This window comes from Terrihabitans rhizophilus (genome assembly GCF_033898525.1).
In the GTDB taxonomy this organism is placed as follows: Bacteria; Pseudomonadota; Alphaproteobacteria; order Rhizobiales; family Methylopilaceae; genus Flaviflagellibacter; species Flaviflagellibacter rhizophilus.
In genome coordinates, this window is record NZ_JAXAFJ010000009.1 from 105,228 (window position 1) to 130,021 (window position 24,794).

The 24,794-nt window shown below is 66.0% G+C and carries 26 protein-coding genes and 1 riboswitch; of the genes, 12 read left to right on the forward strand and 14 right to left on the reverse strand.

Features of this window, described 5'->3' with window-relative positions:
* Positions 1–82: 82 nt before the first annotated feature.
* From SCD90_RS13955 to SCD90_RS13970, 4 genes are all read right to left on the reverse strand, one after another.
* A complete protein-coding gene (locus SCD90_RS13955) occupies positions 83–1,864 on the reverse strand; it encodes a HoxN/HupN/NixA family nickel/cobalt transporter (protein ID WP_319845302.1) in 1,782 nt (593 codons plus the stop codon).
* Positions 1,861–2,577 carry a DUF1045 domain-containing protein gene (locus tag SCD90_RS13960; RefSeq protein WP_319845304.1) on the reverse strand — a complete coding sequence of 239 codons (717 nt, stop codon included), beginning with the start codon at positions 2,575–2,577 and terminating at the stop codon, positions 1,861–1,863. Before SCD90_RS13960 ends, SCD90_RS13955 begins: the two co-directional genes overlap by 4 nt.
* The gene (locus SCD90_RS13965; protein WP_319845305.1) at positions 2,577–3,716 is read right to left on the reverse strand and encodes an alpha-D-ribose 1-methylphosphonate 5-triphosphate diphosphatase; all 1,140 of its coding nucleotides are present in this window, start codon (positions 3,714–3,716) and stop codon (positions 2,577–2,579) included. The genes SCD90_RS13960 and SCD90_RS13965 overlap by 1 nt, the downstream gene beginning before the upstream one ends.
* 70 nt (positions 3,717–3,786) lie before the next feature.
* Positions 3,787–5,379 carry a gamma-glutamyltransferase family protein gene (locus tag SCD90_RS13970; RefSeq protein ID WP_319845306.1) on the reverse strand — a complete coding sequence of 531 codons (1,593 nt, stop codon included), beginning with the start codon at positions 5,377–5,379 and terminating at the stop codon, positions 3,787–3,789.
* 117 nt (positions 5,380–5,496) lie between these two features.
* On the opposite strand from SCD90_RS13970, the gene SCD90_RS13975 reads away from it, so the two are divergent.
* The 6 genes from SCD90_RS13975 (at position 5,497) to SCD90_RS14000 (ending at position 10,324) form a co-directional block, all read left to right on the forward strand.
* Positions 5,497–5,727 carry a hypothetical protein gene (locus SCD90_RS13975; protein WP_319845307.1) on the forward strand — a complete coding sequence of 77 codons (231 nt, stop codon included), beginning with the start codon at positions 5,497–5,499 and terminating at the stop codon, positions 5,725–5,727.
* A gap of 52 nt (positions 5,728–5,779) precedes the next feature.
* Positions 5,780–6,019: a DUF2171 domain-containing protein gene (locus SCD90_RS13980; RefSeq protein ID WP_319845309.1), complete on the forward strand. Its 240-nt coding sequence runs from the start codon at positions 5,780–5,782 to the stop codon at positions 6,017–6,019.
* A gap of 481 nt (positions 6,020–6,500) precedes the next feature.
* Positions 6,501–7,634: a type III PLP-dependent enzyme gene (locus SCD90_RS13985; RefSeq protein WP_319845310.1), complete on the forward strand. Its 1,134-nt coding sequence runs from the start codon at positions 6,501–6,503 to the stop codon at positions 7,632–7,634.
* 120 nt (positions 7,635–7,754) lie between these two features.
* A complete protein-coding gene (locus SCD90_RS13990) occupies positions 7,755–8,294 on the forward strand; it encodes a GNAT family N-acetyltransferase (RefSeq protein WP_319845311.1) in 540 nt (179 codons plus the stop codon).
* A gap of 88 nt (positions 8,295–8,382) precedes the next feature.
* On the forward strand, positions 8,383–9,819 hold the full coding sequence (locus SCD90_RS13995; protein WP_319845312.1) for a homospermidine synthase: 1,437 nt from the start codon (positions 8,383–8,385) through the stop codon (positions 9,817–9,819).
* Between the two features lie 136 nt (positions 9,820–9,955).
* On the forward strand, positions 9,956–10,324 hold the full coding sequence (locus SCD90_RS14000; RefSeq protein WP_319845313.1) for a response regulator: 369 nt from the start codon (positions 9,956–9,958) through the stop codon (positions 10,322–10,324).
* A 2-nt stretch (positions 10,325–10,326) separates the two neighbouring features.
* On the opposite strand, the gene SCD90_RS14005 is transcribed toward SCD90_RS14000, so the two are convergent.
* The 6 genes from SCD90_RS14005 to SCD90_RS14030 form a co-directional block, all read right to left on the reverse strand.
* Positions 10,327–11,331 carry a WD40 repeat domain-containing protein gene (locus tag SCD90_RS14005; RefSeq protein WP_319845314.1) on the reverse strand — a complete coding sequence of 335 codons (1,005 nt, stop codon included), beginning with the start codon at positions 11,329–11,331 and terminating at the stop codon, positions 10,327–10,329.
* 62 nt (positions 11,332–11,393) lie between these two features.
* Entirely contained in the window at positions 11,394–12,467 is a 1,074-nt protein-coding gene (locus SCD90_RS14010; RefSeq protein WP_319845315.1) for a CobW family GTP-binding protein, read from the reverse strand.
* Positions 12,468–12,542: 75 nt separating this feature from the next.
* The gene (locus SCD90_RS14015) at positions 12,543–13,505 is read right to left on the reverse strand and encodes a metal ABC transporter substrate-binding protein (protein WP_319845316.1); all 963 of its coding nucleotides are present in this window, start codon (positions 13,503–13,505) and stop codon (positions 12,543–12,545) included.
* A 76-nt stretch (positions 13,506–13,581) separates the two neighbouring features.
* Complete coding sequence (locus tag SCD90_RS14020) at positions 13,582–14,454, reverse strand: metal ABC transporter permease (RefSeq protein WP_319845317.1); 873 nt, start codon at positions 14,452–14,454, stop codon at positions 13,582–13,584.
* Positions 14,451–15,200 carry a zinc ABC transporter ATP-binding protein AztA gene (gene aztA, locus SCD90_RS14025; protein ID WP_319845319.1) on the reverse strand — a complete coding sequence of 250 codons (750 nt, stop codon included), beginning with the start codon at positions 15,198–15,200 and terminating at the stop codon, positions 14,451–14,453. The genes SCD90_RS14020 and aztA overlap by 4 nt, the downstream gene beginning before the upstream one ends.
* Positions 15,197–15,358: a hypothetical protein gene (locus SCD90_RS14030; RefSeq protein ID WP_319845320.1), complete on the reverse strand. Its 162-nt coding sequence runs from the start codon at positions 15,356–15,358 to the stop codon at positions 15,197–15,199. The genes aztA and SCD90_RS14030 overlap by 4 nt, the downstream gene beginning before the upstream one ends.
* A gap of 140 nt (positions 15,359–15,498) precedes the next feature.
* On the opposite strand from SCD90_RS14030, the gene SCD90_RS14035 reads away from it, so the two are divergent.
* The 3 genes from SCD90_RS14035 (at position 15,499) to SCD90_RS14045 (ending at position 19,119) form a co-directional block, all read left to right on the forward strand.
* Entirely contained in the window at positions 15,499–16,470 is a 972-nt protein-coding gene (locus SCD90_RS14035) for a Bug family tripartite tricarboxylate transporter substrate binding protein (RefSeq protein ID WP_319845321.1), read from the forward strand.
* 45 nt (positions 16,471–16,515) lie between these two features.
* Positions 16,516–16,636: riboswitch (TPP riboswitch) on the forward strand.
* Positions 16,637–16,719: 83 nt separating this feature from the next.
* A complete protein-coding gene (thiC, locus tag SCD90_RS14040; protein ID WP_319845332.1) occupies positions 16,720–18,573 on the forward strand; it encodes a phosphomethylpyrimidine synthase ThiC in 1,854 nt (617 codons plus the stop codon).
* A 138-nt stretch (positions 18,574–18,711) separates the two neighbouring features.
* On the forward strand, positions 18,712–19,119 hold the full coding sequence (locus SCD90_RS14045; RefSeq protein ID WP_319845322.1) for a (R)-mandelonitrile lyase: 408 nt from the start codon (positions 18,712–18,714) through the stop codon (positions 19,117–19,119).
* A 56-nt stretch (positions 19,120–19,175) separates the two neighbouring features.
* Here SCD90_RS14045 and SCD90_RS14050 read toward each other — a convergent pair whose 3' ends face one another.
* The 4 genes from SCD90_RS14050 to SCD90_RS14065 all read right to left on the reverse strand — a co-directional run bounded on the left by SCD90_RS14050 (position 19,176) and on the right by SCD90_RS14065 (position 22,244).
* Positions 19,176–19,724, reverse strand: a complete 549-nt coding sequence (locus SCD90_RS14050; RefSeq protein WP_319845323.1) for a DUF4142 domain-containing protein — start codon at positions 19,722–19,724, stop codon at positions 19,176–19,178.
* 55 nt (positions 19,725–19,779) lie between these two features.
* Entirely contained in the window at positions 19,780–20,463 is a 684-nt protein-coding gene (locus SCD90_RS14055) for an SOS response-associated peptidase (protein ID WP_319845333.1), read from the reverse strand.
* A gap of 61 nt (positions 20,464–20,524) precedes the next feature.
* Positions 20,525–21,445: a DMT family transporter gene (locus SCD90_RS14060; RefSeq protein ID WP_319845324.1), complete on the reverse strand. Its 921-nt coding sequence runs from the start codon at positions 21,443–21,445 to the stop codon at positions 20,525–20,527.
* Positions 21,446–21,473: 28 nt separating this feature from the next.
* A complete protein-coding gene (locus SCD90_RS14065; protein WP_319845325.1) occupies positions 21,474–22,244 on the reverse strand; it encodes an ABC transporter ATP-binding protein in 771 nt (256 codons plus the stop codon).
* An 89-nt stretch (positions 22,245–22,333) separates the two neighbouring features.
* On the opposite strand from SCD90_RS14065, the gene SCD90_RS14070 reads away from it, so the two are divergent.
* The 3 genes from SCD90_RS14070 to SCD90_RS14080 are packed head-to-tail and all read left to right on the forward strand — an operon-like array spanning position 22,334 to position 24,410.
* Positions 22,334–22,975: a pyroglutamyl-peptidase I gene (locus SCD90_RS14070; protein ID WP_319845326.1), complete on the forward strand. Its 642-nt coding sequence runs from the start codon at positions 22,334–22,336 to the stop codon at positions 22,973–22,975.
* The gene (locus tag SCD90_RS14075) at positions 22,972–23,775 is read left to right on the forward strand and encodes a creatininase family protein (protein ID WP_319845327.1); all 804 of its coding nucleotides are present in this window, start codon (positions 22,972–22,974) and stop codon (positions 23,773–23,775) included. The genes SCD90_RS14070 and SCD90_RS14075 overlap by 4 nt, the downstream gene beginning before the upstream one ends.
* Positions 23,772–24,410: a YoaK family protein gene (locus tag SCD90_RS14080; protein ID WP_319845328.1), complete on the forward strand. Its 639-nt coding sequence runs from the start codon at positions 23,772–23,774 to the stop codon at positions 24,408–24,410. Before SCD90_RS14075 ends, SCD90_RS14080 begins: the two co-directional genes overlap by 4 nt.
* The last annotated feature ends 384 nt before the right edge of the window (positions 24,411–24,794 follow it).

Consider the following 24,794-nt stretch of genomic DNA (forward strand, 5'->3'; position numbering starts at 1 on the left):
CCTGGCAAAGATGCGGAGATCTGGCCCCTATCTAGGGCCCTCACGAGCCCGGCGCCATCTGCTTCGCTGCGGACCTATCGTCCTAGCCGAGAGGTGATCCCGAGGAGAGCAGTCCCATCATCAGCAGGAGGCCGAATGCAAGGACCGCCAGACCGGCCAGCGCCTCTATGCCGCGCGCCGCCAGCACGGACCCCTCGCCCGAAGTTCCGGCCGCGAGCCGCAGCGCCAGCCCCTTCGCCGAGACGGAGAAGATGGCGATGGCCGATACCGTCAGCGCCGTTCCGACAGCCATGGCAAAGGTTGCGGCGATGCCGGCCCAGACCATGCCCTGCGCCATGGCGAAGACCAGGATGAGCAGCGCACCCGTGCAGGGACGCAGTCCGATGGCGACCACCGCCGTCGTCGCACGCCGCCAGTCGAACGGTCCCGACAGCGTTTCCGGTCCGGGGGCGTGCTGGTGGCCGCAGCCATCGTCGCAGCCGGCGCCATGCGCGGGTGTTTCACCGCGCAGGCTGGCCAGCAAGGCACGGCCGCGCCGCGCGACGAGGTTGAGACCTACGGCTGCGATCAGCACGTAGCTGCCAAGTTCGAGCCACCAGGCGGCAACTCCCATCTCGCGGCTGGTGACGCCCAGCACACCGGCGAGCACACCTACGACGAGGATGGCTGTGAGTGCCTGCGCGAAGGCCGACGCAAACGAGATCATCAGCCCGCGCCGCAGGGTTTCGCCCGTGGCGACGAGGTAGGAGGATATCACCGCCTTGCCGTGACCGGGTCCGGCGGCGTGGAACACCCCGTAGGCAAAGGCGAGGCCCGCCAGCAGGAACAGGGCCGAGCCGTCCTGCTTGGACTCGGACAGCGCGCCCGACATCATCTGGTAGAAGGCGGATTGCTGACGGGCGATCCAGCCGAACAGGCCGGTGGTCGCGACATTGGAAGCACCGTCCGGACGCACCACGCCAAAGGCGCCGAGCGCGCCATTCGCAGGCGCCGCCGCTGCGGGATCGTTTGCCCCCTGCGCAGTTGACGCGATCGACTGCGCCTGCCCCACACGCGCCGCAACATCGGTGGGCGCGTCAGAGGAAGTTTGAGCCGGTGATTCGGCCACCACTTCGCCCACGCCGCCGCCGGTTTCCGCGGGAGGCGCCGCAACAGCAGCGTCCGCCTCTGGTCCAGTGCCGCAACGCACTAGAACCAGATTGGCGAAACGGGCACCAAACCCGCTGCCGGAGTTCAGATTGGTGAAGAAGTCCTCCGTCAACTGCCCGGAAGCGTCGGTGGCGGCCTCTTCCTTCGGCGCCTCGGCCGTGACGGTGCAGCCGCCCGGTGCGCCGGCCAGATGGACCGGGTCCTTCTCCGCGAAATCGAAGGCCACGAAATAGGTCGGGTCGAACACCTCGATGCGCAGACCGTTTCGTGCCTCGGGCGGCACATTCGGCATCGGCAGAACGAAATGCAGGGTCAGCGCCGTGCCGTCGTGATCGAGCCAGTAGCCCGGCGCAGGTGGCTCCAGCGGCACATCCTTGCCGCCCACCCTTGCGAAGGTGAAGTAGTCGAACTCCTTGAGCGACTGCACATTCACATCGGCCAGATCCGCAAGTTCCTCGCGCGACAGCTTGCCGTCCCCGTCGGTATCCAGCCCCTGGACGGCGTAGGACGAGAACACGTCGTCGAAGCGCCAGTCGTGCCTGACACCAGTGGGCAGGCCGTCCGCGTATTCCACGGTCGTCACCACGGTGACGAAGACGTGGGGATGCGCGAGTGCGGGCCCGGCGCCGAGCGCCAGCAGAAGAAAGGCGAGGATGCGAAGGAAGGGCATAGCTGTGGACTGAACCGGCTTTGCGATGATTTTCGGGCGGCTCAAAGATCATCCGCCTCTGGCGGCTTTCCGGAGAGCGGGGCACGGGCGATCAGGGTCAACGGGCCACCGCCCTCCGGCTCCCGGTACAAAGCGACCGAGCGGAACGCCAAAGCGTGCCTTGCCCCCGAGGCTTCATACTGGCGCTCGAGTGAGGCGCACACCGTCTCGGCCACATCTTCAGGCAAGGGACCCCCAAGCGTCATGTGGAAGGTGAAGGCGTTGAACACATAGGGGTAGCCCCAGCGATCGAGGTTCTGGCGCTGCGCCTGGGTCAGGTCATCGTGCAGCCGCTTCGCCCTCTCCTGCGGCGACAGCGCGGCGCGAAAATCATCGAAAGTGGAAACGCAGGATGCCCCGAGGGCCTGCACTTCGGGAGACGGCTCCGACAGCAGCAGCGCGGCGTAGGTGCCGTGCAGCCGCAAAGCGGGGGGCGCGACGGTGAACGGCGCCTGCTCGGCTCCGAAGTCGGACAGCGCCTTCCGCAGCCCATCCTCCGTTCGGCCGTCAGCCAGCCGGAAGGGCGCCTTCAGGGTGGCGTGGAAGCCATAGCGGCGCGCGGATGCGGTGTGGCGCTGCCAGTCCTCGGCGGATATTCCCTCTGGCACAAAGGGCTCCAGATCCTCTCCCGTTTCCGGATCGCGTCCGAGGATGCGGCAGCCGAATGCCCAAAGCGGAGTATCCCGCTCAGGTGCGAAGTAGATCGCGTAACGCGCCATCAGAACACCCTCTGCCCGCCGGCCATCACTTCGCGCACCACCGGCGTGTCGCCCGCGAGCCGGAACCGCAGCAGATCCGCCCGCAGGCCGGGCCGCAGCCGGCCGCGATCCGCCAGTCCCAGCATATCCGCAGGCCGCGAGGTCACCATCGCCAGCGCGGCGGGCAAGCCCATGCCGTGGCTGGCGACCAGCACCTGCACCGCCTGCAATAGACTGGCCGGGACATAATCTGATGACAGCACTCGGATGAGGCCCGTGGCTGCCAACGCACCCACGGCCACGCCGCCGGAATGAGAACCGCCGCGCGTCACATTCGGTGCGCCGCCAATGGTGACGAGGCCGGCATCGCCCGCCGCGCGCGCGGCTTCCTCGGTAGTCGGAAATTCGGATATCGTGCAGCCGGCAGCAACCGCCTCCGCCACATGGCCCGGCGTGGTGTCGTCATGGCTTGCCATGGGGATCCCCCGCTCGCGGAAGAAGGCGGCGGCACGCGCGAAGTTGAGGCGCGCGGCCTCGCTTCCCTTGCGGACCTGTTCGGCGATGATGGTCTCCACCTCCTCGGCGCTGCGGCCCTCACCCTCCACGAAGCGGCGGTAGTGCGCGAGGTCGCGCCATTGCCGTTGGCCCGGCGTGTGGTCCATCAGCGAGGCGAGCGCGAGGATCGACGGCTCCGCACCCGCCTCCACCCGCTCCATCATCGAGGGGTCGGTGGCCTCGCAGCGCAGATGGAGGCGGTGATCGGCCCGCAGCAGGCCAGCCGCGCGGGCATCGCGGATGGCCTCCACGGCCGTCTTCAGGATCTTGGGGCGGTAGTCCTTGCCGTCGTCATAGCCGCCGGCCACCACCGCGTCATAGACGGTCGTCATGCCCGACGCGACAACCTGCGCATCATGTGCGAGCAGTGCCGCCAAGGGGTTCGGCCAGATCACGCCCGGTCTCGGCACGAAGTGACGTTCCAGATTGTCGGTGTGGCACTCGATCAGCCCCGGCGAAACGAAATCGCCTTCCACATCAACGGCGTGCGGCAAGGCGCTCAGGCCGGGCTGCACGTCCTCGATGCCGCCCGGGCCGTAGAGGATCGTCCCGGTCAACACCTCGTCGTCCAGAACGAGGCGGGCATTCGTGAGCAGCGTGGTCATGCAGGGTCCCTTGGGCGCGTCCGGCTTGTACCAGTCGCGCCCACCGGGGTGAACCCGCAGCGTCAAGCGGTCAGGCCCCCAGCGCCCCGCCATCGGCGCGCGGATCGTGCATGCCCTCGATGCGACCATCGGGATGCCAGACGATCATCCCGGCATGGCCGGTCTCGGAGCTGAACGGCTCGTCCAGCATGTCCACCTCGTGGCCGCGCCGCAGCATCTCGTCCAGCAGTTCGCCCTCGAACCGGGGCTCCATCTTCAGCGAGGTCTCGGCATCGCCCCAGGCCCGCCCGAGCCGCCAGCGCGGAGCGGTGATCGCCTGCTCGATGCTGGCGCCGAACCCGGCATAGCGCGCGAAGATCGCCGCCTGCGTCTGCGGCTGGCCGTCGCCGCCATGCGAGCCATAGGTCACCACCCGGCCATCCTTCAGCGCGGCCACGGGCGGGTTAAGCGTGTGGAACGGCATGCGGCCCGGTGCCAGCCTGTTGTGCGAGCGGCGGTCCATGCTGAAGCCGGCCCCGCGGTTCTGCCAGACCACCCCCGTCTTGGGCAGCACGCAGCCCGAGCCCCATTCCCAATAAATGCTCTGGATGTAGCTGACCGCACGCCCCTGCCCGTCTATGGCGCCGAGCCAGACGGTATCGCCCTCGCCCTCGGCGGCCGGCCACGGCAGCGCACGGTCGCGCACGACCTTCGCGGCTTCGCTGGCGAGCCGCTCAGGCGTGAGGAAGGATGCGGGGTCATGGTCCAGATCGCGCGGATCGGTGATGAAGCGATCGCGCACGAGGAAAGCCCGCTTGGTGGCCTCCACCAGACCATGGACGAAATCGACGCCGTCCATGCGCCCGAGGTCCAGCTGCTCCGCGATCCCGAGGATCATCAAGGCCGCAAGGCCCTGCGTCGGAGGCTGGGCGTTCCAAACCTGCCCGAGCTTGAGCCGAACCGTCAGCGGATCGCGGAAGCGGGCTTCGTAGCGCCTGAGGTCGTCGCGGGTGACGGGAGAGCCGATGCGCTCCAGGTCGGCCGCCATTTCGCGGCCGACATCGCCGCGATAAAAATCGCGCAGCCCGGCACGTGACAGCTGATCGAGGGTCGCGGCCAAGGCCGGCTGCTTCAGGGTCTCGCCGGCGCCCGCCAGCTTCCCGTCCGTCAGGTAATGGTCCGCAAAGCCGGGCGCGGCGAACAAGGCATCGCGGAGCTTCGGCTGATTGCCCGCCTGTCCGGCCGACACCCTGTAGCCGTCGCGGGCGTGGCCGATCGCATCGCTCAGCAGCACGTCGAGCGGCAGGCGCCCGCCGGCCATGCGCGCGCCCTCCAGTGCCTTCTCCCAGCCGGAGACGGCGCCTGCGACCGTGGCTGCCCCTAGCGGGCCGCGCGCGGGGACCGCGTCGAAGCCGGCATTCTCATAGGCGTCGATCGTCGTTCCCTGCCCGGCAGGTCCGCAGGCCTCGATATAGGCGACCCGGCCATCGGGCTCGCGCACCACCCAGAAGGCGTCGCCGCCGATGCCGTTCATGTGCGGATAGGTGACTGCGATGGTGGCAGCCATCGCGATCATCGCCTCCCAGGCATTTCCGCCCTCGGCAAGGATGGAACGCCCGGTCTCGACAGCGAGGCTGTGGGGCGCGGCGACGACGCCGCGTGTGGAGGTGGCAAGGTTCAGCATGGCGCGGATATGAGCGGGTCCGCGCCCGGGGCGCAAGTCACGCGGTCTTGCACCTGCCGGCCTTCCCCTCCGCGCCCCATATGCTAGAACGCGCGCTGCACAGGAACGCGGAAAACCATGGCTACCAGCACTTCACGAAACCAGATCACCGTGATCTCGGCCACGGTTCTCGTGGCGGTCGAGCTCCTGGTTGCGGGAGTGGCGGCCGGTTGGGCACTGGCCGGCATGCTTGGCCTCGGCGAGGTCGGCGCATGGATCTTCGAGGGGATCGGCGCGCTCATTGCGCTTTACCTCATCGTGATGTTCCACCGCACAGCCGTCCGCAACTCGACGCCCCGCGCACGCTGACGCGAACCCTCTGCCGCCTGATGAGTTGTGCGTCTGTCACTGGAGGACGCACATGGCGGACAATGAGCAAGACCTTCCGATCCGACCCGGCATGACGGTGGTCGGATCCGATGGCGCGGATATCGGCACGGTCGAACGGATCAGGCGCGACCAGATCATCCTGTCAGCCGAGGATTCAGACGATGAGCTGCAGCACGCCATCCCCTTGGACTGGGTGGAGCGCGTCTCCGACGAGGTGCAGCTCGACCGCTCAGCCGACGAGGCCATGGAAGAGTGGGAAGAGCTGGCCTGAAAAGGTCGGGTGTTGCGCGAAAAGCACTTGTTTATGACGGGCGAAGCACTTAATTCAGCCCTTGCCCAATTTCGCACGTGCCTGTGGCGGCGTGCCGGTCGGACGGAAAACCCGTCTGGGCGACCGGTGTCCGGAAGTCAAAACCGGATCTAAGTCAGCGCTCTGCTGGCGGACGCAGCTTAAAGCAACGACGTAGAGGGCTTTTTTGGTCTCTGCCGGCCCCTCCAAAGGCCGGTGTTACTGAAGAGGCAACTACTTCTTTGCCGAGGCGTGCGGACGGGAACCTCCCTTCCAATCGTTGGCCTGACAGACCCAAGCGAGATTCTCGCGACGGGATTGCTCAAGCCTTCGGCGCGAACAAGAGCCGCCGGTTCCACGGAGCCGGCAGCGATGTTGCATGACCCACCGGGGCGTCTCCACCGCGCCCAGGCAGGAATCGCTTCATCGCACGAGCCAATTTGCGTGAACGGTGGACCCGCTGATGACTGATCGTATCAAGAACTTCCTCGCCTCCCGACGTCACGAAGGTCCCATCCTCGTGGTCGATCTCGACGTCGTGCGCGAAAACTACGGCGCCTTTGCCAAGGCCCTGCCGGACACCCGCGTGTTCTATGCCGTGAAGGCGAACCCGCAGCCGGAAGTGCTGCGCCTGCTGGCCGATCTCGGCTCCTGCTTCGACTGCGCCTCGGTGGCCGAGATCCGCCAGGTGCTGTCCGCCGGTGCGACGGCTGACCGCATCTCCTTCGGCAACACCATCAAGAAGGAGCGCGACGTCGCCGAGGCCTATCGGCTCGGTGTCGACCTCTTCGCCGTGGACTGCCGCGAGGAAGTGGAGAAGATCTCCCGCGCCGCACCCGGCGCCCGCGTGTTCTGCCGCATCCTGTGCGATGGAGCGGGCGCGGAATGGCCGCTGTCTCGCAAGTTCGGCTGCGTTCCGGAAATGGCCGTGGACGTGCTGGAGCATGCCCACCGCCTCGGCCTCACCGCACATGGCGTGTCCTTCCACGTCGGCTCGCAGCAGCGTGACCCCGCCATGTGGGACGGCGCCCTGGCTTCGGCATCCGCGATCTTCCGCGAGTGCGCCGAGCGCGGCATCCACCTTGCGATGGTCAATCTCGGCGGTGGCTTCCCGACCCGTTATCTCAAGGAGATCCCGGGCGTGAAGAGCTACGGCGCGGCCATTTTCGAGGCGCTGCGCAAGCACTTCGGCAACCGCCTGCCCGAGACCATCATCGAGCCGGGCCGCGGCATGGTCGGCAATGCCGGCATGATCCAGGCCGAGGTTGTGCTGATCTCGAAGAAGTCGGACGCGGTGGACGAGACCCGCTGGGTCTACCTCGACATCGGCAAGTTCGGCGGCCTCGCCGAGACCATGGACGAGGCGATCCGCTATCCGATCCGCACCGCCCACGATGGCGCGGAAAAGGTGCCGTGCGTCCTCGCGGGTCCGACCTGCGATTCGGCGGACGTGCTGTACGAGAAGGAGCCGTACCTCCTCCCCGTCAGCCTGGAGATCGGCGACCTCGTGCTCATCGAGGCCACCGGCGCCTACACGACGACTTACTCGGCGGCCGGCTTCAACGGCTTCCCGCCTCTGGAAACCGTCGTCATCTGAGCCCCGTGCCCGCCGGAACTTCCGGCGGGATCCACGGTTCACCACTGAAATCAAAGCTCCGGACGGCCCGCTCAGGCGGGTGCGAGGGCTGCGCTGCCCAAGACCTGGGAAGGCCCGGCCATGATCCATATTCGTGATGAAGTCTCCGGCGATGTGTTCGCCCGCGAGGCATTGCTCCACTCGGCGTTCGGGGAGGCGCGCTTCCGCAAGACCTCCGAGCGCCTGCGCGAGGGCCGCCTGCCCGCCGCCGGCCTCGCTCTGGTGGCGGAAGACGATGGCGTCGTCGTCGGCACCGTGCGCCTGTGGAACATCAGCGCCGGCCCCAGCCGGGCCTCCCTGCTGCTGGGCCCCCTCGCCGTCTCGGCCGACCGCCAGTCCTGCGGCCTCGGCGCCAAGCTGATGCGCGTGGCGATGGGCCGTGCTGCCGAGCTTGGCCACGGATCCGTGCTGCTGGTAGGCGACGCGCCATACTATGAGCGTTTCGGCTTCACGACGGCGCACACCGCCCGCCTCTGGTTGCCCGGTCCCTACGAAACCTCGCGCTTCCTGGGCTGCGAACTGGTGGCCGGCAGCCTGGACGGCGCGGCCGGTCTGGTGAACGCCACCGGCATTGCCACGCCTGCGCAGCAGCCGGCATTCGCCCTGCGCGAAGCCGCTTAACCTTCCTTCGAGGGGTTGACCCGTTGTCCGCCCGGCGTCATGCCGGGCGGGTATATTTTTGCGCGTGCAAATACATGGAGTGAAAAGAATGGTGGATTGGCCGATCTACGGGCACATTTCCGGACCTATCGTGATGATCGGCTTCGGCTCGATCGGGCGCGGTACCCTGCCGTTGATCGAGCGTCACTTCACCTATGACAAGGCTCGCCTCAGCGTCATCGACCCGAGCGACCTGAACAAGCACATCCTGGACGAGCGCGGCATTCCGCTCATCCGCGAGCACGTGACACGCGAGAACTACCGTGAGCTCCTGACACCGCTGCTGACCAAGGGCGGCGGTCAGGGCTTCTGCGTGAACCTCTCGGTCGACACCGGCTCGGTGGACATCATGGAGCTGTGCCGCGAACTCGGGGTCCTTTACATCGACACCGTCAACGAGCCTTGGCTCGGCTTCTACTTCGACGACAGCAAGGGGCCGGAGGAGCGTTCGAATTACGCCCTTCGCAACATGACGCTGGAGGCGAAGCGCCGCAATCCGGGAGGCACCACAGCCGTCTCCTGCTGCGGCGCCAATCCCGGCATGGTCTCGTTCTTCGTGAAGCAGGCGGCGCTGAACATCGCCCGCGACATGAACCTCAACGCGCCCGACCCGAAGACGCGCGAGGAATGGGCCTCCCTGCTGCGGCAGGTCGGCGTCAAGGGCGTGCACATCGCCGAGCGCGACACGCAGCGCACCAAGGATCCCAAGCCGCCGAACGTGTTCCTCAACACCTGGTCCGTGGAAGGCTTCATCTCGGAGGGCCTGCAGCCGTCCGAGCTTGGCTGGGGCACGCACGAGACGTGGATGCCGGAGAACGCGCGCCAGCACGAGAACAAGGATGCGCCTGCGATCTACCTGATGCATCCCGGTGCGGACACGCGCGTGCGCACATGGTGCCCGACGCTTGGGCCACAGCTGGGCTTTCTCGTCACGCACAACGAATCGATTTCCATCGCCGACTACTTCACGGTGAAGGAGGAGGGCGAGGTCGTGTATCGCCCGACCTGCCATTACGCCTACCACCCGGCGGACGATGCCATCCTGTCCTGGCACGAACTGTTCGGCCATGCCGGCCGGCAGCAGGACCAGCTGCACGTGCTGGACGAGGACGAACTGGTCGACGGCGTGGATGAACTCGGCGTTCTGCTCTACGGCCACGGCAAGAACGCGTACTGGTTCGGCTCCCGCCTCTCGCTGGAAGAAACCCGCCGGCTGGCGCCTTATCAGAGTGCGACGGGTCTGCAGGTGACCTCGGCGGTTCTGGCCGGCATGGTGTGGGCTCTCGAGAACCCGCAGATGGGCATCGTCGAAGCGGATGAGATGGACTTCGCCCGCTGCCTCGAAATCCAGGCGCCGTATCTCGGGCCCGTGGAAGGTCACTACACCGACTGGACACCGCTGGACGGCCGCCCGGGACTGTTCCCCGAGGATATCGATACGAGCGATCCTTGGCAGTTCCGCAACGTCCTGGTGCATGCTCCGTAAAGTTGGAGCGAAGAGGTACACACTTCTTTTTGCCGCAATCCCCTAGCTTTCTCCGCGGGGTAAGGCCCGTTATAGAATGGGTCTAGTTTAGGGGGTTGCGGTGCATGATCGATGCTCTGCCGCCGCGGGAGTTCAGGTGAGCGACAACAAGCTTTCCGGCCGGCGCATTCTCGTGGTCGAGGACGAAATGCTGGTCTCCATGCTCGTCACCGACCTCCTTGAGGATTTCGGCTGCACGGTGGTGGGTCCGGTCGCGCGTTTGCCTGCGGCTCTGGAAGCCGCGGCGGGCGACGGCTTCGACGCGGCCCTGCTCGACGTCAATCTTGCGGGCGTGCGCGTGTTCCCGGTGGCGGATGTGCTGGCCGAGCGCGGCATCCCCTTCGTCTTCGTGTCCGGCTATGGCGAGCTTGATTCGGACGGGCAGCACGAAGGCCGCCCCGTCGTGCAAAAGCCGTTCAGCCCGGATGCCCTCGAGGTCGCCCTGGCGAACTGCTTCCCCGATTAGTTTCAGAGCTTCGGCAGCGGCAGCACGCCCGCAGCGCCATCTGCCGTGCCAAAGGCCAGGGTCATTCCGGCTTTGTCCCAGGCGAGAGCCGTGATCGGACCGCCTTCGGATGGCGGCCTCGCCAGCAATTCACCGCCCTCGTTGTCCATATTCGACAGCAGGATGCAGCCGTCGAGGTAACCCACGGCGAGCACGGGCGCCTTGGGATGAAACGCCACCTGCTCCACGCGTGAATTGCGCACCGCCAGTTCCATCGGCGGCTTGCCCATGGGTCCGTCCTTGGTGATGAACGGCCAGACGATGGCCGCGTCGGCCCCGCTCGTCGCCAGCCACTTGCCATCGGGCGACCAGGACACCGAGCGCGTCTTTGAGGGATAGCCGGTCATGCGCATATGCGCCCCGTCCACGAGGCGCCAGCCGTGCAGCGCGTTCTCCTGCATGGTGGACACCACGAAGCGCCCGTCAGCCGATGCCGTGATGCCAGTATGCGAGCCCTTCCACGGCAGTTCCTTCACCGGCGCCGATGAGCGCGGGAACCACAACGTGGCCCCGTCATAGCGCGCGACGATGAGCTGGAAGCCTTTGACGGCGAAGGTCAGCCCGCGAGCGGTGGAGGCCAGGTCGATGCCGTGCACCGCGCCCTTGCCGTCGCGCACCCGCACCCGGCGCCCGGCCGACCAGGCCACCGCATTTTCCGGCCCGGTGGCGACGGCGTCGATCCAGGTGCCGCCGGAGTCCGCGATCTCCTCCATCGCACCGTCGGCTGTGGTGCGGACCACGCGGCCATCATCGCCTCCGGTGATCAGGGCGGTGCCATCGGCGGTCGCCGCAAGCACCGAGCCATCGGGGTGAGCCGCCAAACGCGTCTCTTCCTCGTCGCGGACGAGGAGCACGGAACCATCGCCGAGTGCGAAAGCCGCCGTGTCGCCGAGAAAGGCGACAGCGGTGACATGCGCATCGGCGTCGATGGGGCGGATGAAGCTGGAGAGTGTCTGATCGGCGGGCATGCGCCGCATTTAGTCCGTCGCCGCGCCGAGGGAAAGTGCCACCCGGCGCGGCGTTCAGAAGATCAGGCCGCGCAGGCCATGAAGCCGTCGCGCAGACGCTCGGTGTCGAGGTCGCGGCCGATGAAGACCAGCTTCGAATCGCGCGTCTCTCCGGGCTTCCACTCACGCTGCAGATCGCCGTCCAGGATCATGTGCACGCCCTGAAAGACGAAGCGGCGCGGCTCGTTCTTGAACGACAGGATGCCCTTCCAGCGCAGGAAGTTCTGTCCCTCGCGCTGGGCGAGATCCTGCACCCACGGCATGAACTTGTCGGGATCCACATCGCCGGGGATGTGGAAGGCCACGGACTGCATGTGTTCGTCGTGGTAATGCTTCAGGCCGCCGTGGCCGTGATCATGATGATCGTGACCGTGGCCATGATCGTGATCATGACCGCAGCCACAATCGGGTCCGTGCTCGTGGTGGTCGTGTGCGTGATCGTGCGTGCCTTCCTGCTCGAGGAACGCCGGCTCGATGGACAGGATGCGCTCAAGATCGAAGGCGCCGCGATCCAGCACCTCATCCAGCGGCACATTGCTCTTCACCGTGCGGATGACGCGGGCATAGGGGTTCAGACCGCGAATGCGGGCCTCAACCTCCTGCAGCGCGGCTTCGTCCACGAGGTCGGTCTTGTTGAGCAGGATGACGTCGGCGAACGCGATCTGGTTCTTGGCTTCGGGGGCATCCTTCAGCCGGTCGACCAGCCATTTGGCGTCGGCGACCGTCACCACGGCATCGAGGCGCACCGTGTCCTGCACGTCCTGATCGATGAAGAAGGTCTGTGCGACCGGCGCCGGATCGGCCAGGCCGGTGGTCTCGACGATGATGGCGTCGAACTTGCCCTTCCGCTTCATCAGCCCCTCGATGATGCGGATGAGGTCTCCGCGCACCGTGCAGCAGATGCAGCCATTGTTCATCTCGAAGACTTCTTCGTCCGCGCCGACGACCAGTTCGTTGTCGATGCCGATCTCTCCAAACTCATTGACGATGACGGCGTAGCGCTTGCCGTGCTGCTCCGAGAGGATGCGGTTCAGGAGCGTGGTCTTCCCGGCGCCGAGATAGCCGGTGAGAACGGTGACGGGAATCTTGTCGGACATGGGATGACCCTGTTTGGCACCATCAGGCCGGCACAAGCGTCCGGACCCGATGGCGGAGAAATGTTCGCGGGGGCGTCAACGCGTCAGCGCGGCGCTCAGCGTCTTTATATTGTGGCGGAACAGGTCGATGTAAGTCCCGGCTGGACCGTCCTTCGCCGACAGGGCGTCGGAATACAGCTCACCGCCCATCTCGGCTCCGCTCTCGCGGGATATCTGCTGGATCAGGCGTTTGTCGGTCACGTTTTCCACGAACACTGCCTTCACCTTCTCCTTCCTGATCTGCTTCACGAGGGTGGCGACATCCTTCGCTGATGCCTCCGCATCGGTCGAGACGCCTTGCGGCGCCAGGAACGTGAATCCATAGGCCTCGCCGAAATAGCCGAAGGCATCATGCGAGGTGATGATCTTGCGATCAGTTGCCGGGATCTTCTCCGCCGCCGCGCGAATCTGGGCATCGACTTCGTCGAGCTTTGCGAGATAGGCGGTCGCATTGGCCTCGTACTCAGCCTTGCCGGCGGGGTCGGCCGCAATCAGCGCATCGCGGATATTGCCGACATAGATCTTGCCATTGGCAATGGACTGGAAGGCGTGCGGGTCGTTCTCGCCGTGGTCATGGGCATCGTCGTGGCCATGCGCTTTCCCTTCGGCAACCTCATGGCCATGGTCGTGACCTTTGTCGCCGTGCCCGGCTTCGTGATCATGGCCCTTCTCCCCCTCATGGTCGTGGCCCTCTTCCTCCTCCATGCTGCGGGGCGTCACTCCTTCGGAAGCGGTCACGATCTGCGCCTTCGAGCCGGAAGCCTCGACCAGCCGCTCCATCCAGCCTTCGAAGCCGAGCCCGTTCACGAACAGCAGCTTCGCGCCGGCGACGGCTTTCGCGTCAGCCGGGGTGGGTGTGTAGACGTGCGCGTCTCCGCCCGGTCCCACGAGGGTGCGTACCTCGACACGCTCGCCCCCGACATTCTCCACTATGTCGGCCAGGATCGAAAAGCTGGCGATCGTGGAGAGCTTCTCCTGCGCCTGCGCAACATCCGGCAACAGACCAGCCGCAAGGATAAGAGATGTTATAACGTATCTTTTCAGAGTCACGGTTTGCACCTTGGTTTGCCGCCGCTCAGGCTTCGAGATGACGGATAGGAATGAAGCGCCGGGCAAAGCCGCCTTCAGCGCCGAAGATGAGGGAAAGAACGTAGATCGCGCCTGCCGCGCTGATCACGGAGGGGCCGGTCGGGAGACCGAGATGGTAGGACACCAGCAGGCCCGCATAGCCCGAAACAACGCCCATGGCGGCCGAGATCAAAAGGATGACGGAGATATCCTGCGTCCACAACCGGGCCGAGGCTGCGGGCAACATCATGAGCCCGACCGCAAGCAATGTGCCGAGAGCGTGGAAGCCGCCGACGAGGTTGAGCACGACCAGCCCGAGAAAGATGAAGTGCACCGGGGTGCCTGCCGAAGACACGGAGCGCAGGAAGGATGGGTCCATGCATTCCAGCACGAGCGGCCGGTAGATGGCAGCCATCGCGACAAGCGTGAGGCTGGCGATGGAGGCAAGCAAGATCAAAGTCGCGTCGTCCAGCGCGAGCACCGTCCCGAACAGGACGTGCAACAGGTCTACATTCGACCCGCGGAGCGAGACCAGCATGACGCCGACGGCCAAAGACAAGAGGTAGAATGCCGCGAGCGAGGCGTCTTCCTTCAGGGCCGTGAAGCGGGCGACCAGGCCGGCCAGAACGGCCACCGTCACCCCTGCGATCAGCCCGCCCAGTGTCATCGCCGGCAAGGAGAGCCCTGCCACCAGATAGCCGACAGCGGCACCCGGAAGGATAGCGTGGGCCATGGCATCCCCGGTGAGGCTCATGCGCCGCAGCATCAGGAATACGCCGACAGGCGCCGCGCCCATTGCCAGCGCGAACGAGCCGACGAGCGCCCTCTTCATAAAATCGAATTCGGCAAATGGCGCGATCAGAAGGTCGTAGGGGCTCATGCCGCGTCCCGGGAGCAGATCGCCGCCTCAGGATCGAAGGCCTCGATCATGTGCCGCGCCTTGAAGAGGTTCTCCGCTGTCAGCACCTCGTGGGCCGGCCCCCACGCCACGGGGGAGCGTGCCAGAAGGAGAGCGTCCGTGAAGTGGGCGCGCACCAGATCCATATCGTGCAGCACCGCGATCACGGTGCGCTGCTCGCCGTGCCAGCGCCGGATGATGTCGAGCAGGTCCGACACGGTGCGGGTGTCCAGCGCGTTGAAGGGCTCGTCGAGCAGGATGACGGGCGCGTTCTGGAGCAGAAGGCGCGCGAACAGAGCGCGCTGGGTCTGCCCGCCGGACAGGGTGCCGATCGGCCGGTTCTCGAAGCCGGTCAGTCCCACCGCACCCAGGGCGTCCCCGATGCGCTGACTGTCTCCGCGACCCATCCCGCCGAACAGGCCGTGACGCTTCCACAAGCCCATCGCGACCAGATCGTAGACGGCCATAGGAAAGCTGCGGTCGATCTCGGCGGCCTGGGGGAGATAGGCGATGTCGCGACGCGTCAGATTTCCGAGCCCGATGCTGCCGGAGAGCGGCTTCAGCATGCCGACAATGCCCTTCAGCAGGGTCGACTTGCCTGCGCCGTTGGGACCGACGACAGCGGTCAGGCTGCCGCTTCCGATGGCGCCGGACAGGTGATGCACAGCGGGATGACGGGCATAGCCAAGGGTCACATCATCCAGGAGGATGCCGGACGTCGCACTCATGACAATGCCCACCAGACGCCGGCCCACAGCACAGCCACGATGACGACCACGCCGGACAGGCGCTGGCCGAAGGACAGCCGCAGCAGCGACAATCGCGGTTCGAGGGCGCGCCGGGGCTTAGCCTGATGCCTGTGTATGTGGTGGGAAGCGTGCGCCATTGGTGGATGTTATAATATATCAGGTGCGCGCGGCAAGCTGTTGCCCATTGCGCCTGCTTCTTGGCATTTAGTAGGGGGTCGCGCACACTCGCAGCCGAGCGGCACCGGCAGAATGTGCCGCCTTCAGGAGGAAGACCGATATGCGATTCATTGCAGCTCTGGCGCTCGCCTGCGTCGGCACATTCGCCGCCGCAGCCAGCCCGGCCACGGCACAGACATTTCCCACCCGACCGCTGACCCTCGTGATCCCCTTCGCAGCCGGCGGCTCCACCGATCTCGTCGGTCGTCTCGTGGCGCAGCGCATGAGCGAGGAACTTGGCCAGCAGGTGGTGGTGGACAATCGCGGCGGCGCCGGTGGCAATCTGGGCTCGGCAGCCGTCGCGAAGTCCGCGGCCGACGGCTATACCATCCTGATGGGAACGGTGGCGACGCACGCCCTGAACCCCCTCATCTACACCAAGATTCCGTATGATCCGGTAAAGGATTTCGCGCCAGTCTCCCTCCTGGCAACGGTCCCGAATGTGCTGGCGGTGCATCCATCCGTGCCCGCGAACAATGTGGCCGAGCTGGTAGCGCTGGCGAAGAAGGATCCCGGCAAATTCAGCTACGCCTCCTCGGGCAACGGCACCCCGCTTCACCTCTCCGGCGAATTGTTCAAGACGCTGGCGGGCGTCGACATCGTGCACGTTCCCTACAAGGGATCGGGCCCGGCGCTCATCGACGTGCTGGCCGGGCAGGTGCCGATCATCTTCGACAATCTTCCCTCCTCCACCGAGCACATCAAGACCGGTCGCCTGAAGGGACTGGGCGTGACGACAACGGGCCGTGCACCAGTGTTTCCTGACATGCCAGCCATCGGCGAAACGCTGAAGGGTTATGAAACCTATACCTGGAATGCGTTGTTCGCCCCCGCCGGCACGCCGCCGGAGGTAATCGCCCGTCTCAACGAGGCGGCGAACAAGGCAGTGAGCGACGAGAAGACCAAGGCGAAGCTGGCCGAGTTCAGCGCCACCGTGGTGGCCTCCACGCCCGACGAACTGGCGAAACACGTGCAGTCCGAGATCGCCAAGTGGACGCCGATCGTGAAGCAGTCCGGCGCACGCATCGACTAATACGAACGGTTGACGGGCCGTCGAATCTCACGCACTTTCCCGCTCGCACAAACCGAGGGGGGTCCCGACAAGGGGCTGAGATACCGACGGCCGTTTCCCGGCAGCGCGGTGACCCTTTGAACCTGATCCGGGTCATGCCGGCGAAGGGACGGGTCAACGCCACCTCCATGTTCACACGGGTGGCGTCTGCGCTGCTCCTCGCTTCCCGGATCTCCGAACGCGAGGAGATCCACGTTGAACAAGCCCCTTATGCCGGCCGACTTCTCGGCCACCGAAATCACCACGGGCTCCCTGCCCGCCTCCCGCAAGGTCTACATCGCCAGCGATCATGCGCCGGATGTGCGCGTGCCCGTGCGCGAGATCACGCTGACCGATCCGGCCGAACCGGCGGTGCGTGTCTATGACACCTCGGGGCCCTACACCGATCCGGCCGTGCAGATCGACCTCGAGAAGGGCCTGTCCCGCACCCGCGTGGAATGGGTGCGCGAGCGCGGCGGCGTCGAGTTCTATGAAGGGCGCCTCATCAAGCCGGAAGACAACGGCAATGCCGGCGAGAAGCAGCTTGCGCGCGCCTTTCCGCTGCAGCACCAGCCGCTGGGCGGCGTGGGCACCGCGCCCATCACCCAATACGAGTTTGCCCGCGCCGGCATCATCACCAAGGAGATGATCTACGTCGCCGAGCGCGAGAACCTGGGCCGCAAGGCGGTGCTGGAACGTGCCGAGGAGGCCCTGCGCGATGGCGAGAGCTTCGGCGCCTCCCTGCCCGCCCACATCACCCCGGAATTCGTGCGCGAGGAGATCGCACGGGGCCGCGCCATCATCCCTTCGAACATCAACCACCCGGAACTCGAGCCGATGATCATCGGTCGAAACTTCCTGGTGAAGATCAACGCCAATATCGGCAATTCGGCCGTGTCGTCCTCGGTGGCCGAGGAAGTCGAGAAGCTGGTCTGGGCGATCCGCTGGGGCGCCGACACGGTGATGGACCTTTCCACCGGCCGCAACATCCACAACACGCGCGACTGGATCATCCGCAATTCACCGGTCCCGATCGGCACGGTTCCGATCTATCAGGCGCTGGAGAAGGTCGGCGGCGATCCCGTGAAGCTGGATTGGGAGGTCTATAAGGACACCCTCATCGAGCAGGCCGAACAGGGCGTCGACTACTTCACCATCCACGCCGGCGTGCGCCTGCCCTATGTGCCGCTGACGGCGAACCGCATGACGGGCATCGTCTCGCGCGGCGGCTCCATCATGGCCAAGTGGTGCCTCGCCCATCACCGCGAGAGCTTCCTGTACGAGCGCTTCGACGAGATCTGCGATCTCATGCGCCGCTACGACGTGTCGTTCTCGCTGGGCGACGGCCTGCGCCCCGGCTCCATCTACGACGCCAATGACCGCGCCCAGTTCGCGGAGCTGGAGACGCTCGGCGAGCTGACGCAGGTGGCTTGGCAGAAGGGCTGCCAGGTCATGATCGAGGGCCCCGGCCATGTGCCGCTGCACAAGATCAAGATCAACATGGACAAGCAGCTGAAGGAGTGCGGCGAGGCCCCGTTCTACACGCTCGGACCGCTCACCACCGACATCGCACCGGGCTATGACCACATCACCTCGGGCATCGGCGCGGCCATGATCGGCTGGTTCGGCTGCGCCATGCTCTGCTACGTCACGCCAAAGGAGCATCTCGGCCTGCCCAACAAGGCCGACGTGAAGACCGGCGTCATCACCTACAAGATCGCCGCCCACGCCGCCGATCTCGCCAAGGGCCATCCCGCCGCGCAGCTGCGCGACGACGCACTGTCAAAGGCGCGGTTCGATTTCCGCTGGGAAGACCAGTTCAATATCGGCCTCGACCCGGACACGGCGCGCGAGTTCCACGACGAGACGCTGCCGAAGGACGCCCACAAGGTCGCGCATTTTTGCTCCATGTGCGGCCCGAAGTTCTGCTCGATGAAGATCACGCAGGACGTGCGCGACTACGCCGCCACGCTGAACGAGCAGCAGCAGGGCATGGACGCCATGAGCGAGCGCTTCCTGTCCATGGGCGGGCAGGTCTATGTCGCGGAAGAGGCGGTGAAGGAGAGCAACACCGCTTTGGGCTGATCGGGGATCACCCGAGAAGCCCCCGCGTGTGGGTCCCGGACAGGTGCTGCGCACCTTCCGGGACGCATACGCTCCGCGCTGACGGATCGCCCGCTCCCCGGCTAAGCTGGACCGACGACCCACGCATTCGAGGAACATATGGACATCCATCGCAGCGGCTCCCGCCCCTCGACCACCGGCCCGGAGGACTACTTCACAGGCCGTGTGACCATCGAATCCATCTTCGAAGCACCCGAGCCAGCCCGTGTGCGGTCAGCCACGGTCACCTTCGAGCCCGGAGCGCGCACGACATGGCACACCCACCCGCTCGGCCAGACGATCCTCGTTACGGCAGGTGTGGGCTGGGCACAGCGTGACGGCGGTCCCATCCAAGAGATCCGACCGGGAGACGTCGTCTGGTTCCCGCCGGGTGAGAAGCACTGGCATGGCGCGACCGCCACATCGGGCATGACGCACATCGCGATCCAGGAAGCGCTGGATGGCGGTGCCGTGGAATGGCTTGAGCCGGTGACGGACGAGCAATACGGCGGTCCGTCCTCGGCCTGACGCAAAAGGGGCCGCGTCAGACGCGGCCCCTTGATCTATGTCCCTGGTGTCGGGTGTTACATCTTGGCGTTGAGCGCCTTCACGTGCTCCTGATGCTGCTTCAGCACCGGCAGCTTCTCGGCTGCGAAGGCCTTCAGCTTCGGATCCTGAGCGTCGTCGGCATACTTCGTGAACAGTGCAACGGCCTCGTCATGGGCCTTCACCTGTGCATCCACGTATTCAGCGTCGAACTTGTCGGCCGAAGCCTCCTGCAGGTCCTTCACCATGGCCATGTGCGCGGCGTCCATCGCCTTGGGAGCGTCTGGCGCAACCGCCATCATGTCCTTGGCGGCCTTGGTGTGGTCCGTGATCATCTGCTGCGCAAAGGTCTTCACCTCGGCGTTCTTGGCCTTCTGCAACGCCACCTTGCTGGACTCGATCTCGAACATGTTCGAGCTGGCCGCCTTGGTGACGAAGACATTGTCCGGACCCTGAGCGGCCATCCGGCCCTGGGTGGCGCCCATCTGGCCCTGTGCCTGCGGAGCCAGCTTATCCTGGGTCTGCGCGTGGGCAGCAGTGCCGAGAGTGAGCGCGGCGAGGCTTGCGGCGATGATGTACTTTTTCATTGGGGTGTCCTCCCATTTTGTGCGGGAAGAACACGCGAGGGTGGTGGGGTGTTCCCTAGGACGCAACGCCGACAGGTTGCTCTTCCCACAACTCAGCGCCCTCATTCCCCACCTTGTTCACCACTGTGGAGACCGGCCACATCGCCAGCAGTTCGTCCGGTAACGCACGCAGCAAATCCGTCGCATCTTCACCCCCAAGCCAGCGCTCCTGATCCTCATCCGGCACGATTACCGGCATGCGATCATGGAACGGCGCAATGAGGCTGTTGGGGTCGGTGGTCAGCACCGTTGCGGTGCGCACCCATTCTCCGGTCGCGGGATCTTTCCAGTTCTCCCAAAGGCCTGCGAGCGCCATGGGCTGGCCGCTCTTGAGGGCAACGGCGTAGGGCTGCTTTGTCTTGCCCTCCCGCCGCCACTCGTAGAAGCCGTCGACCGGGATCAAGCAGCGCCGCCTCTTGCCCCATGCGCCGCGGAAAGCCGGCTTCGTCGCCACGGTCTCGCAGCGGGCATTGATGAGGCTTGCACCGATCTTCATGTCGTTGGCGAAATGCGGCACCAGTCCCCAGCGGATCAGGTCCAGGCTGTTCTCGCCGCTTTCAGGATCGCGCCGCACCACCATCAGCTTGTCGGTGGGCGCGAGGTTCCAGCGCGGGGGCGCGTTGAACAGCTCGCCGCGCGTGGCCTTGAACAGGCGCCGCATGGCCTCCGGTGGCAGGGTTTGAACGACACGTCCGCACATGAGTTCAAGGTCGGATGCCTCACGCTCCGGCGCAAGCGGCACCGCTGCGGAACCCTGTGGATCACTCCAGCGGGTCGGTTGCCCTGGCCTTTCCGCGTAGCAGCAGGAACAGGCCGGCCACGATGACCACAGCCGCGCCGATTAGCGTCCATCTGTCCGGCACATCGTCGAACAGGAGCCAGCCCCACGCCGACATGAACACCAGCTCGAGATAGATGAAGGGTGCGAGCACCGGCGCCGGTGCCCGGCCATGAGCGAGAATGAGCAGGAAATGCCCGGTCGCGCCGAACAGGCCGGTCGCGATGTGCAACACCCAGATCCATGGGCTTTCGGGCCATTGCCAGATGAACGGCATGATCGGCGCCAGCACCAGCGCGCCGAAGAACCCGGACACCACGATGGACGTTTTCGCGCTGTCATAGGCGGACACGAAGCGTGTCGCGATGTTGTAGAACGCGCCGCACACCGCGTTGGCGAAGGCCAGCAGGAAGGCGACCTCGAACGTGCCGAAACCCGGACGCGTCACCGCCAGCACGCCGCAGAAGCCGAGCGCGATGACGATGAGGTCTCGCCGGCCGACCCATTCGCCGATCATCGGGCCGGCGAAGATGGCCACCAGCAAGGGCGTCGCAAACGCGATGGTCACCGCCTGGTCGAGCTGCAGCGAGGCCAAAGCAGCGAAGTTGAAGATGGTGGTGCCGGCCAGCAGCACCGAGCGCAGCAGTTGCAGGCCCGGCCGCCGCGTCTTCCACACCCCCGGCGATGTCCACGGGTTCAGCAGCACCGAGACGAAGACGACGTGGAAGAGGTAGCGCAGCCACGCTACCTGCAACGGGCTCTCATTGCCCATGGTCAGGTATTTCGCCGTGCTGTCCAGAAGTGAGAACAGCAGCAGCGCGCCGATCATCAGCAGGATGGCAGTGACGCGCAGCCGGCGCGCCGATGCGACGTCGTCCGGCAATTGGCCGAGGAGAGAAGACACGATGGGTCCAGACGGAAGGGGTTTCCGGTCAGGGATGGACCCAGGCGCCTGCTTTGTCGAGCGCCGCGTCCGCATATCTGAGCGCCGCCGAAACCTCGGCTGCCTGGGCCGCATAGATCTGGCTCGTGCGGAAGCCCTCGTGCCGGCCGTCGGGCGCATGGATCGGCAATTCCGCTGTGACACGCCCGGGGCGCCGGGAGATGACCGCCACCCGGTTGGACAGGTACACAGCCTCGAATACCGAATGCGTAATGAACACGATGGTGCAGCCGAGACGGGCCCGGAGGGCCAGCAATTCGTCGTTCAGCCGAAAGCGCGTGATCTCGTCCAGAGCGGCGAACGGCTCGTCCATCAGGAGAAGCCGGGGCTCGGTCACCAGTGCGCGCGCGATGGAGACACGCATCTTCATGCCGCCCGAAAGCTCGGCCGGCTTTGCATCGGCAAAACCTTCGAGCCCGACAAGGCTGAGTGCGTTCGCCACGCGGTCGCCGGCCGCCGCGCGCGAAATGCCTTGCAACCTCAGCGGCAGCCACACATTGGCAGCGGCGCTGGCCCAGGGCATCAAAGTGGGTTCCTGGAAGACATAGCCGATCTGCGGGCAGCCGCCGGGCCAGTCGAGCCTTCCGGAGGTCGGCGCCTCGAGCCCGGCCAGAAGACGAAGGGCGGTGGACTTGCCGCATCCTGATGGACCGATGAGCGTGAGAAGTTCGCCCTCGGTCACCTCAAGGTCGAAGCCGGCAAGCGCCTCCAGACCGTTCGGGAACGTCTTCGATATGTCTGTGAGGCGGGCGAGCGGCATGTCGCGTGCACGCTGGCGGCTGCGCAGGGCCGGGTCAAGGCCGCATCGCACTTGCGGGGAACCGTGCCTGATCCTAGCCTGCGCGCATCATGACGCTTCTCATCACAGGGTTCGGCCCCTTCGAAGGCGGCAGCAATGCCTCCGAGGCGCTGGTGCGCGCCATAGCAGACGACGAGCCGCGCGGCGCGGGAGTCGAAACCCTGGTCCTGCCTGTCGACACCGAGCTCGCGCCCGCTTTGCTTGATGAGGCGCTGGAACGCCTGGAACCCTCGCGCCTGCTGATGACCGGACAGGCCGCGGGGCGCGGCCGCATCAGTCTCGAGCAGGTGGCACGCAACCGGCGAATGTTCCGCGTGCCCGACTGCGCGGGGCGCCTGATTCAGGGCGAGCCGGTGGTCGATGGCGGGCCCGACGCGTACCGCTCCTGCTGGCCGGATCTTCCGGGCCTCGCAGACGCGCTGAATCGTGCCGGCATTCCGGCCGCACTTTCGGAAGACTGCGGCGGGCACCTCTGCAACCAGTTGCTCTATCATGTGCTGCACACCTCGCGGCGGCTCGATCGGACGCTGTCGGCGGTGTTTCTCCATCTGCCGCTCCTGCCGGAGCAGGTCCGCGCGGGCGAGCCCGCCGCGCTTCGCCATCCTGATTGCCCCTCGATGCCGCTCGCCATGACGGTGCGTGCCGTGCACCTGATCGCGGGCATCCGCAACGCCCAGGAGGCCGCCGCATGACCCTGCCCCGCCCGCTTTGGCAGGATATGACATGGGAGGACTTTCGTGCCCCCGATATTGCCTCCTGGATCGCAGTGATCCCCATCGCCGCCATAGAGCAGCACGGCCCGCATCTGCCGCTCTCTACCGATCTGACGATCATGGAAGGCTATCTCGCGCGCGTGTTGGCCGCGCTGCCGAACGATCTTCCGGCAAGCGTGCTGCCGATCCAGCCCGTGGGCCTTTCGCCCGAACATCTGCGCTTCCCGGGCACGTTGAGTCTCACGCCGGAAAGCGCGCTGAAAGTGTGGACCGAACTGGGGGACAGCATTGCCCGGGCCGGGCTGCGCAAGCTGGTCTTCGTGAGCTCGCACGGGGGCAACAACGCATTGCTTGATGTGGTGGCGCGCGAGTTGCGGCTGCGCCACAATCTGCTGGCAGTGACGACAGCCTTCGCCCGCTTCGGCTATCCCGAAGGGCTGTTCACCCCCGACGAGATCAGCCACGGGATCCATGGCGGCGACATCGAGACCTCGCTGATGCTGGCGTTCCGCCCCGACCTCGTTGGGATGGAGCGGGCGGCGGACTTTGCCTCGGAGGGCACGCGCATGGAGGCCGATTTCCGTCACCTCCGCATCGCCCGTCCCGCCGGCTTCGGCTGGCTGGCTGGCGACCTCAACGGCGCTGGCGCGCTCGGTAATGCCAGGGCGGCACGAGCCGACAAAGGGCACGTGGCAGCCGACCACGGCGCACGTGCCTTCGTGGAATTGCTGCGCGATGTGCAGAACTTCGAACTGCCGGTGCCTGAAACCCAGCGATGATCGGCTACCGGAAGCGGCTGCAGGTTCTCGCCATCGCGCTGTCGGCGCTCGCTGGATATGTCGACGCGATCGGCTTCCTGGAACTCGGCGGCTTCTTCGTCTCCTTCATGAGCGGAAACTCCACCCGCATGGCTGTGGGCCTCGCCGACCATGCCGCCGATGCGTGGCTCGCCGCTGCCTTGATCGCCACGTTCGTCACGGGCGTGGTGCTTGGATCCGTGGTGTCGCACACCTCGGGGCGTTACCGCCGGGCTGCAGTGCTCTTGGTGGTCGCCCTCCTTCTGAGCTGCGGCGTCATGCTCGATGAAATCGCACCGGCGCCTTGGGCGATGGGAGCCGTGGTCCTTGCCATGGGCGCCGAGAACGCCGTGTTCCAGCGGGACGGCGAGGTCTCCATCGGAGTCACGTACATGACCGGCACCCTGGTCAAGTTCGGCCAGCGCCTCGCCGGCTCCTTCTTCGGCGGCGCACCATTCGCGTGGCTGCCCTACCTGCTGCTGTGGGCAGGCCTCAGCGCAGGCGCCGCGGCTGGTGCGCTGATCTATCCGCACTTTGGTCTGCAGGCCCTCTGGGCCGCCGCCGCCGCAGCGGCTCTCATGGCAGGGCTTACCCTGCTCCTGAAGCTTGAAGAGTGATGACGGTAGGCGCCGTTACTCTCGCCGATGCGTCGAGACTTGACAGCCTCCTGCGACGGAAGAGATCGTGGCCGCCGAGCGGCGGAGTGCAGCACGATCGGACGACGATGTCCCCCGGCCTGCGACCTGCCTTCAGTGCAACTTTGAAGCTCCTGTTGGTTCGGCAGTTTGCCCGGCCCGCGGCGGGCACGGAGGGGTAGACCGAGAGATAGCGGACGGCCGCTTTGGCGGGCGAGGTACAGCGCGAGTCGGAGCAGAACGTCCGACCCATCACGCGCCGCGGCTTGCCATCCGTCCCGGGCTGCATCCGGATCTCTGCCCGCTCGCTCGACCTGTTGAACGCCGAAAAGCCCGCCTTTGTGGGGCGGGCTTTTTGGTTTTGAT

Bases quoted from the DNA above. Each gene is read 5' to 3' on its own strand.
- aztA (WP_319845319.1), bottom strand. From the start codon at position 15,200: ATGAGTGCGACGTCCGGCATCCTCCTGGATGATGTGACCCTTGGCTAT.
- SCD90_RS13965 (WP_319845305.1), bottom strand. From the start codon at position 3,716: ATGACCACGCTGCTCACGAATGCCCGCCTCGTTCTGGACGACGAGGTG.
- SCD90_RS13980 (WP_319845309.1), top strand. From the start codon at position 5,780: ATGGCGGACAATGAGCAAGACCTTCCGATCCGACCCGGCATGACGGTG.
- SCD90_RS13960 (WP_319845304.1), bottom strand. From the start codon at position 2,577: ATGGCGCGTTACGCGATCTACTTCGCACCTGAGCGGGATACTCCGCTT.
- SCD90_RS14045 (WP_319845322.1), top strand. From the start codon at position 18,712: ATGGACATCCATCGCAGCGGCTCCCGCCCCTCGACCACCGGCCCGGAG.
- SCD90_RS13995 (WP_319845312.1), top strand. From the start codon at position 8,383: ATGGTGGATTGGCCGATCTACGGGCACATTTCCGGACCTATCGTGATG.
- SCD90_RS14070 (WP_319845326.1), top strand. From the start codon at position 22,334: ATGACGCTTCTCATCACAGGGTTCGGCCCCTTCGAAGGCGGCAGCAAT.
- SCD90_RS13985 (WP_319845310.1), top strand. From the start codon at position 6,501: ATGACTGATCGTATCAAGAACTTCCTCGCCTCCCGACGTCACGAAGGT.
- SCD90_RS14035 (WP_319845321.1), top strand. From the start codon at position 15,499: ATGCGATTCATTGCAGCTCTGGCGCTCGCCTGCGTCGGCACATTCGCC.
- SCD90_RS14020 (WP_319845317.1), bottom strand. From the start codon at position 14,454: ATGAGCCCCTACGACCTTCTGATCGCGCCATTTGCCGAATTCGATTTT.
- SCD90_RS14050 (WP_319845323.1), bottom strand. From the start codon at position 19,724: ATGAAAAAGTACATCATCGCCGCAAGCCTCGCCGCGCTCACTCTCGGC.
- SCD90_RS13970 (WP_319845306.1), bottom strand. From the start codon at position 5,379: ATGCTGAACCTTGCCACCTCCACACGCGGCGTCGTCGCCGCGCCCCAC.
- thiC (WP_319845332.1), top strand. From the start codon at position 16,720: ATGCCGGCCGACTTCTCGGCCACCGAAATCACCACGGGCTCCCTGCCC.
- SCD90_RS13990 (WP_319845311.1), top strand. From the start codon at position 7,755: ATGATCCATATTCGTGATGAAGTCTCCGGCGATGTGTTCGCCCGCGAG.
- SCD90_RS13975 (WP_319845307.1), top strand. From the start codon at position 5,497: ATGGCTACCAGCACTTCACGAAACCAGATCACCGTGATCTCGGCCACG.
- SCD90_RS14075 (WP_319845327.1), top strand. From the start codon at position 22,972: ATGACCCTGCCCCGCCCGCTTTGGCAGGATATGACATGGGAGGACTTT.
- SCD90_RS14080 (WP_319845328.1), top strand. From the start codon at position 23,772: ATGATCGGCTACCGGAAGCGGCTGCAGGTTCTCGCCATCGCGCTGTCG.
- SCD90_RS14030 (WP_319845320.1), bottom strand. From the start codon at position 15,358: ATGGCGCACGCTTCCCACCACATACACAGGCATCAGGCTAAGCCCCGG.
- SCD90_RS14010 (WP_319845315.1), bottom strand. From the start codon at position 12,467: ATGTCCGACAAGATTCCCGTCACCGTTCTCACCGGCTATCTCGGCGCC.
- SCD90_RS14065 (WP_319845325.1), bottom strand. From the start codon at position 22,244: ATGCCGCTCGCCCGCCTCACAGACATATCGAAGACGTTCCCGAACGGT.
- SCD90_RS14005 (WP_319845314.1), bottom strand. From the start codon at position 11,331: ATGCCCGCCGATCAGACACTCTCCAGCTTCATCCGCCCCATCGACGCC.
- SCD90_RS14055 (WP_319845333.1), bottom strand. From the start codon at position 20,463: ATGTGCGGACGTGTCGTTCAAACCCTGCCACCGGAGGCCATGCGGCGC.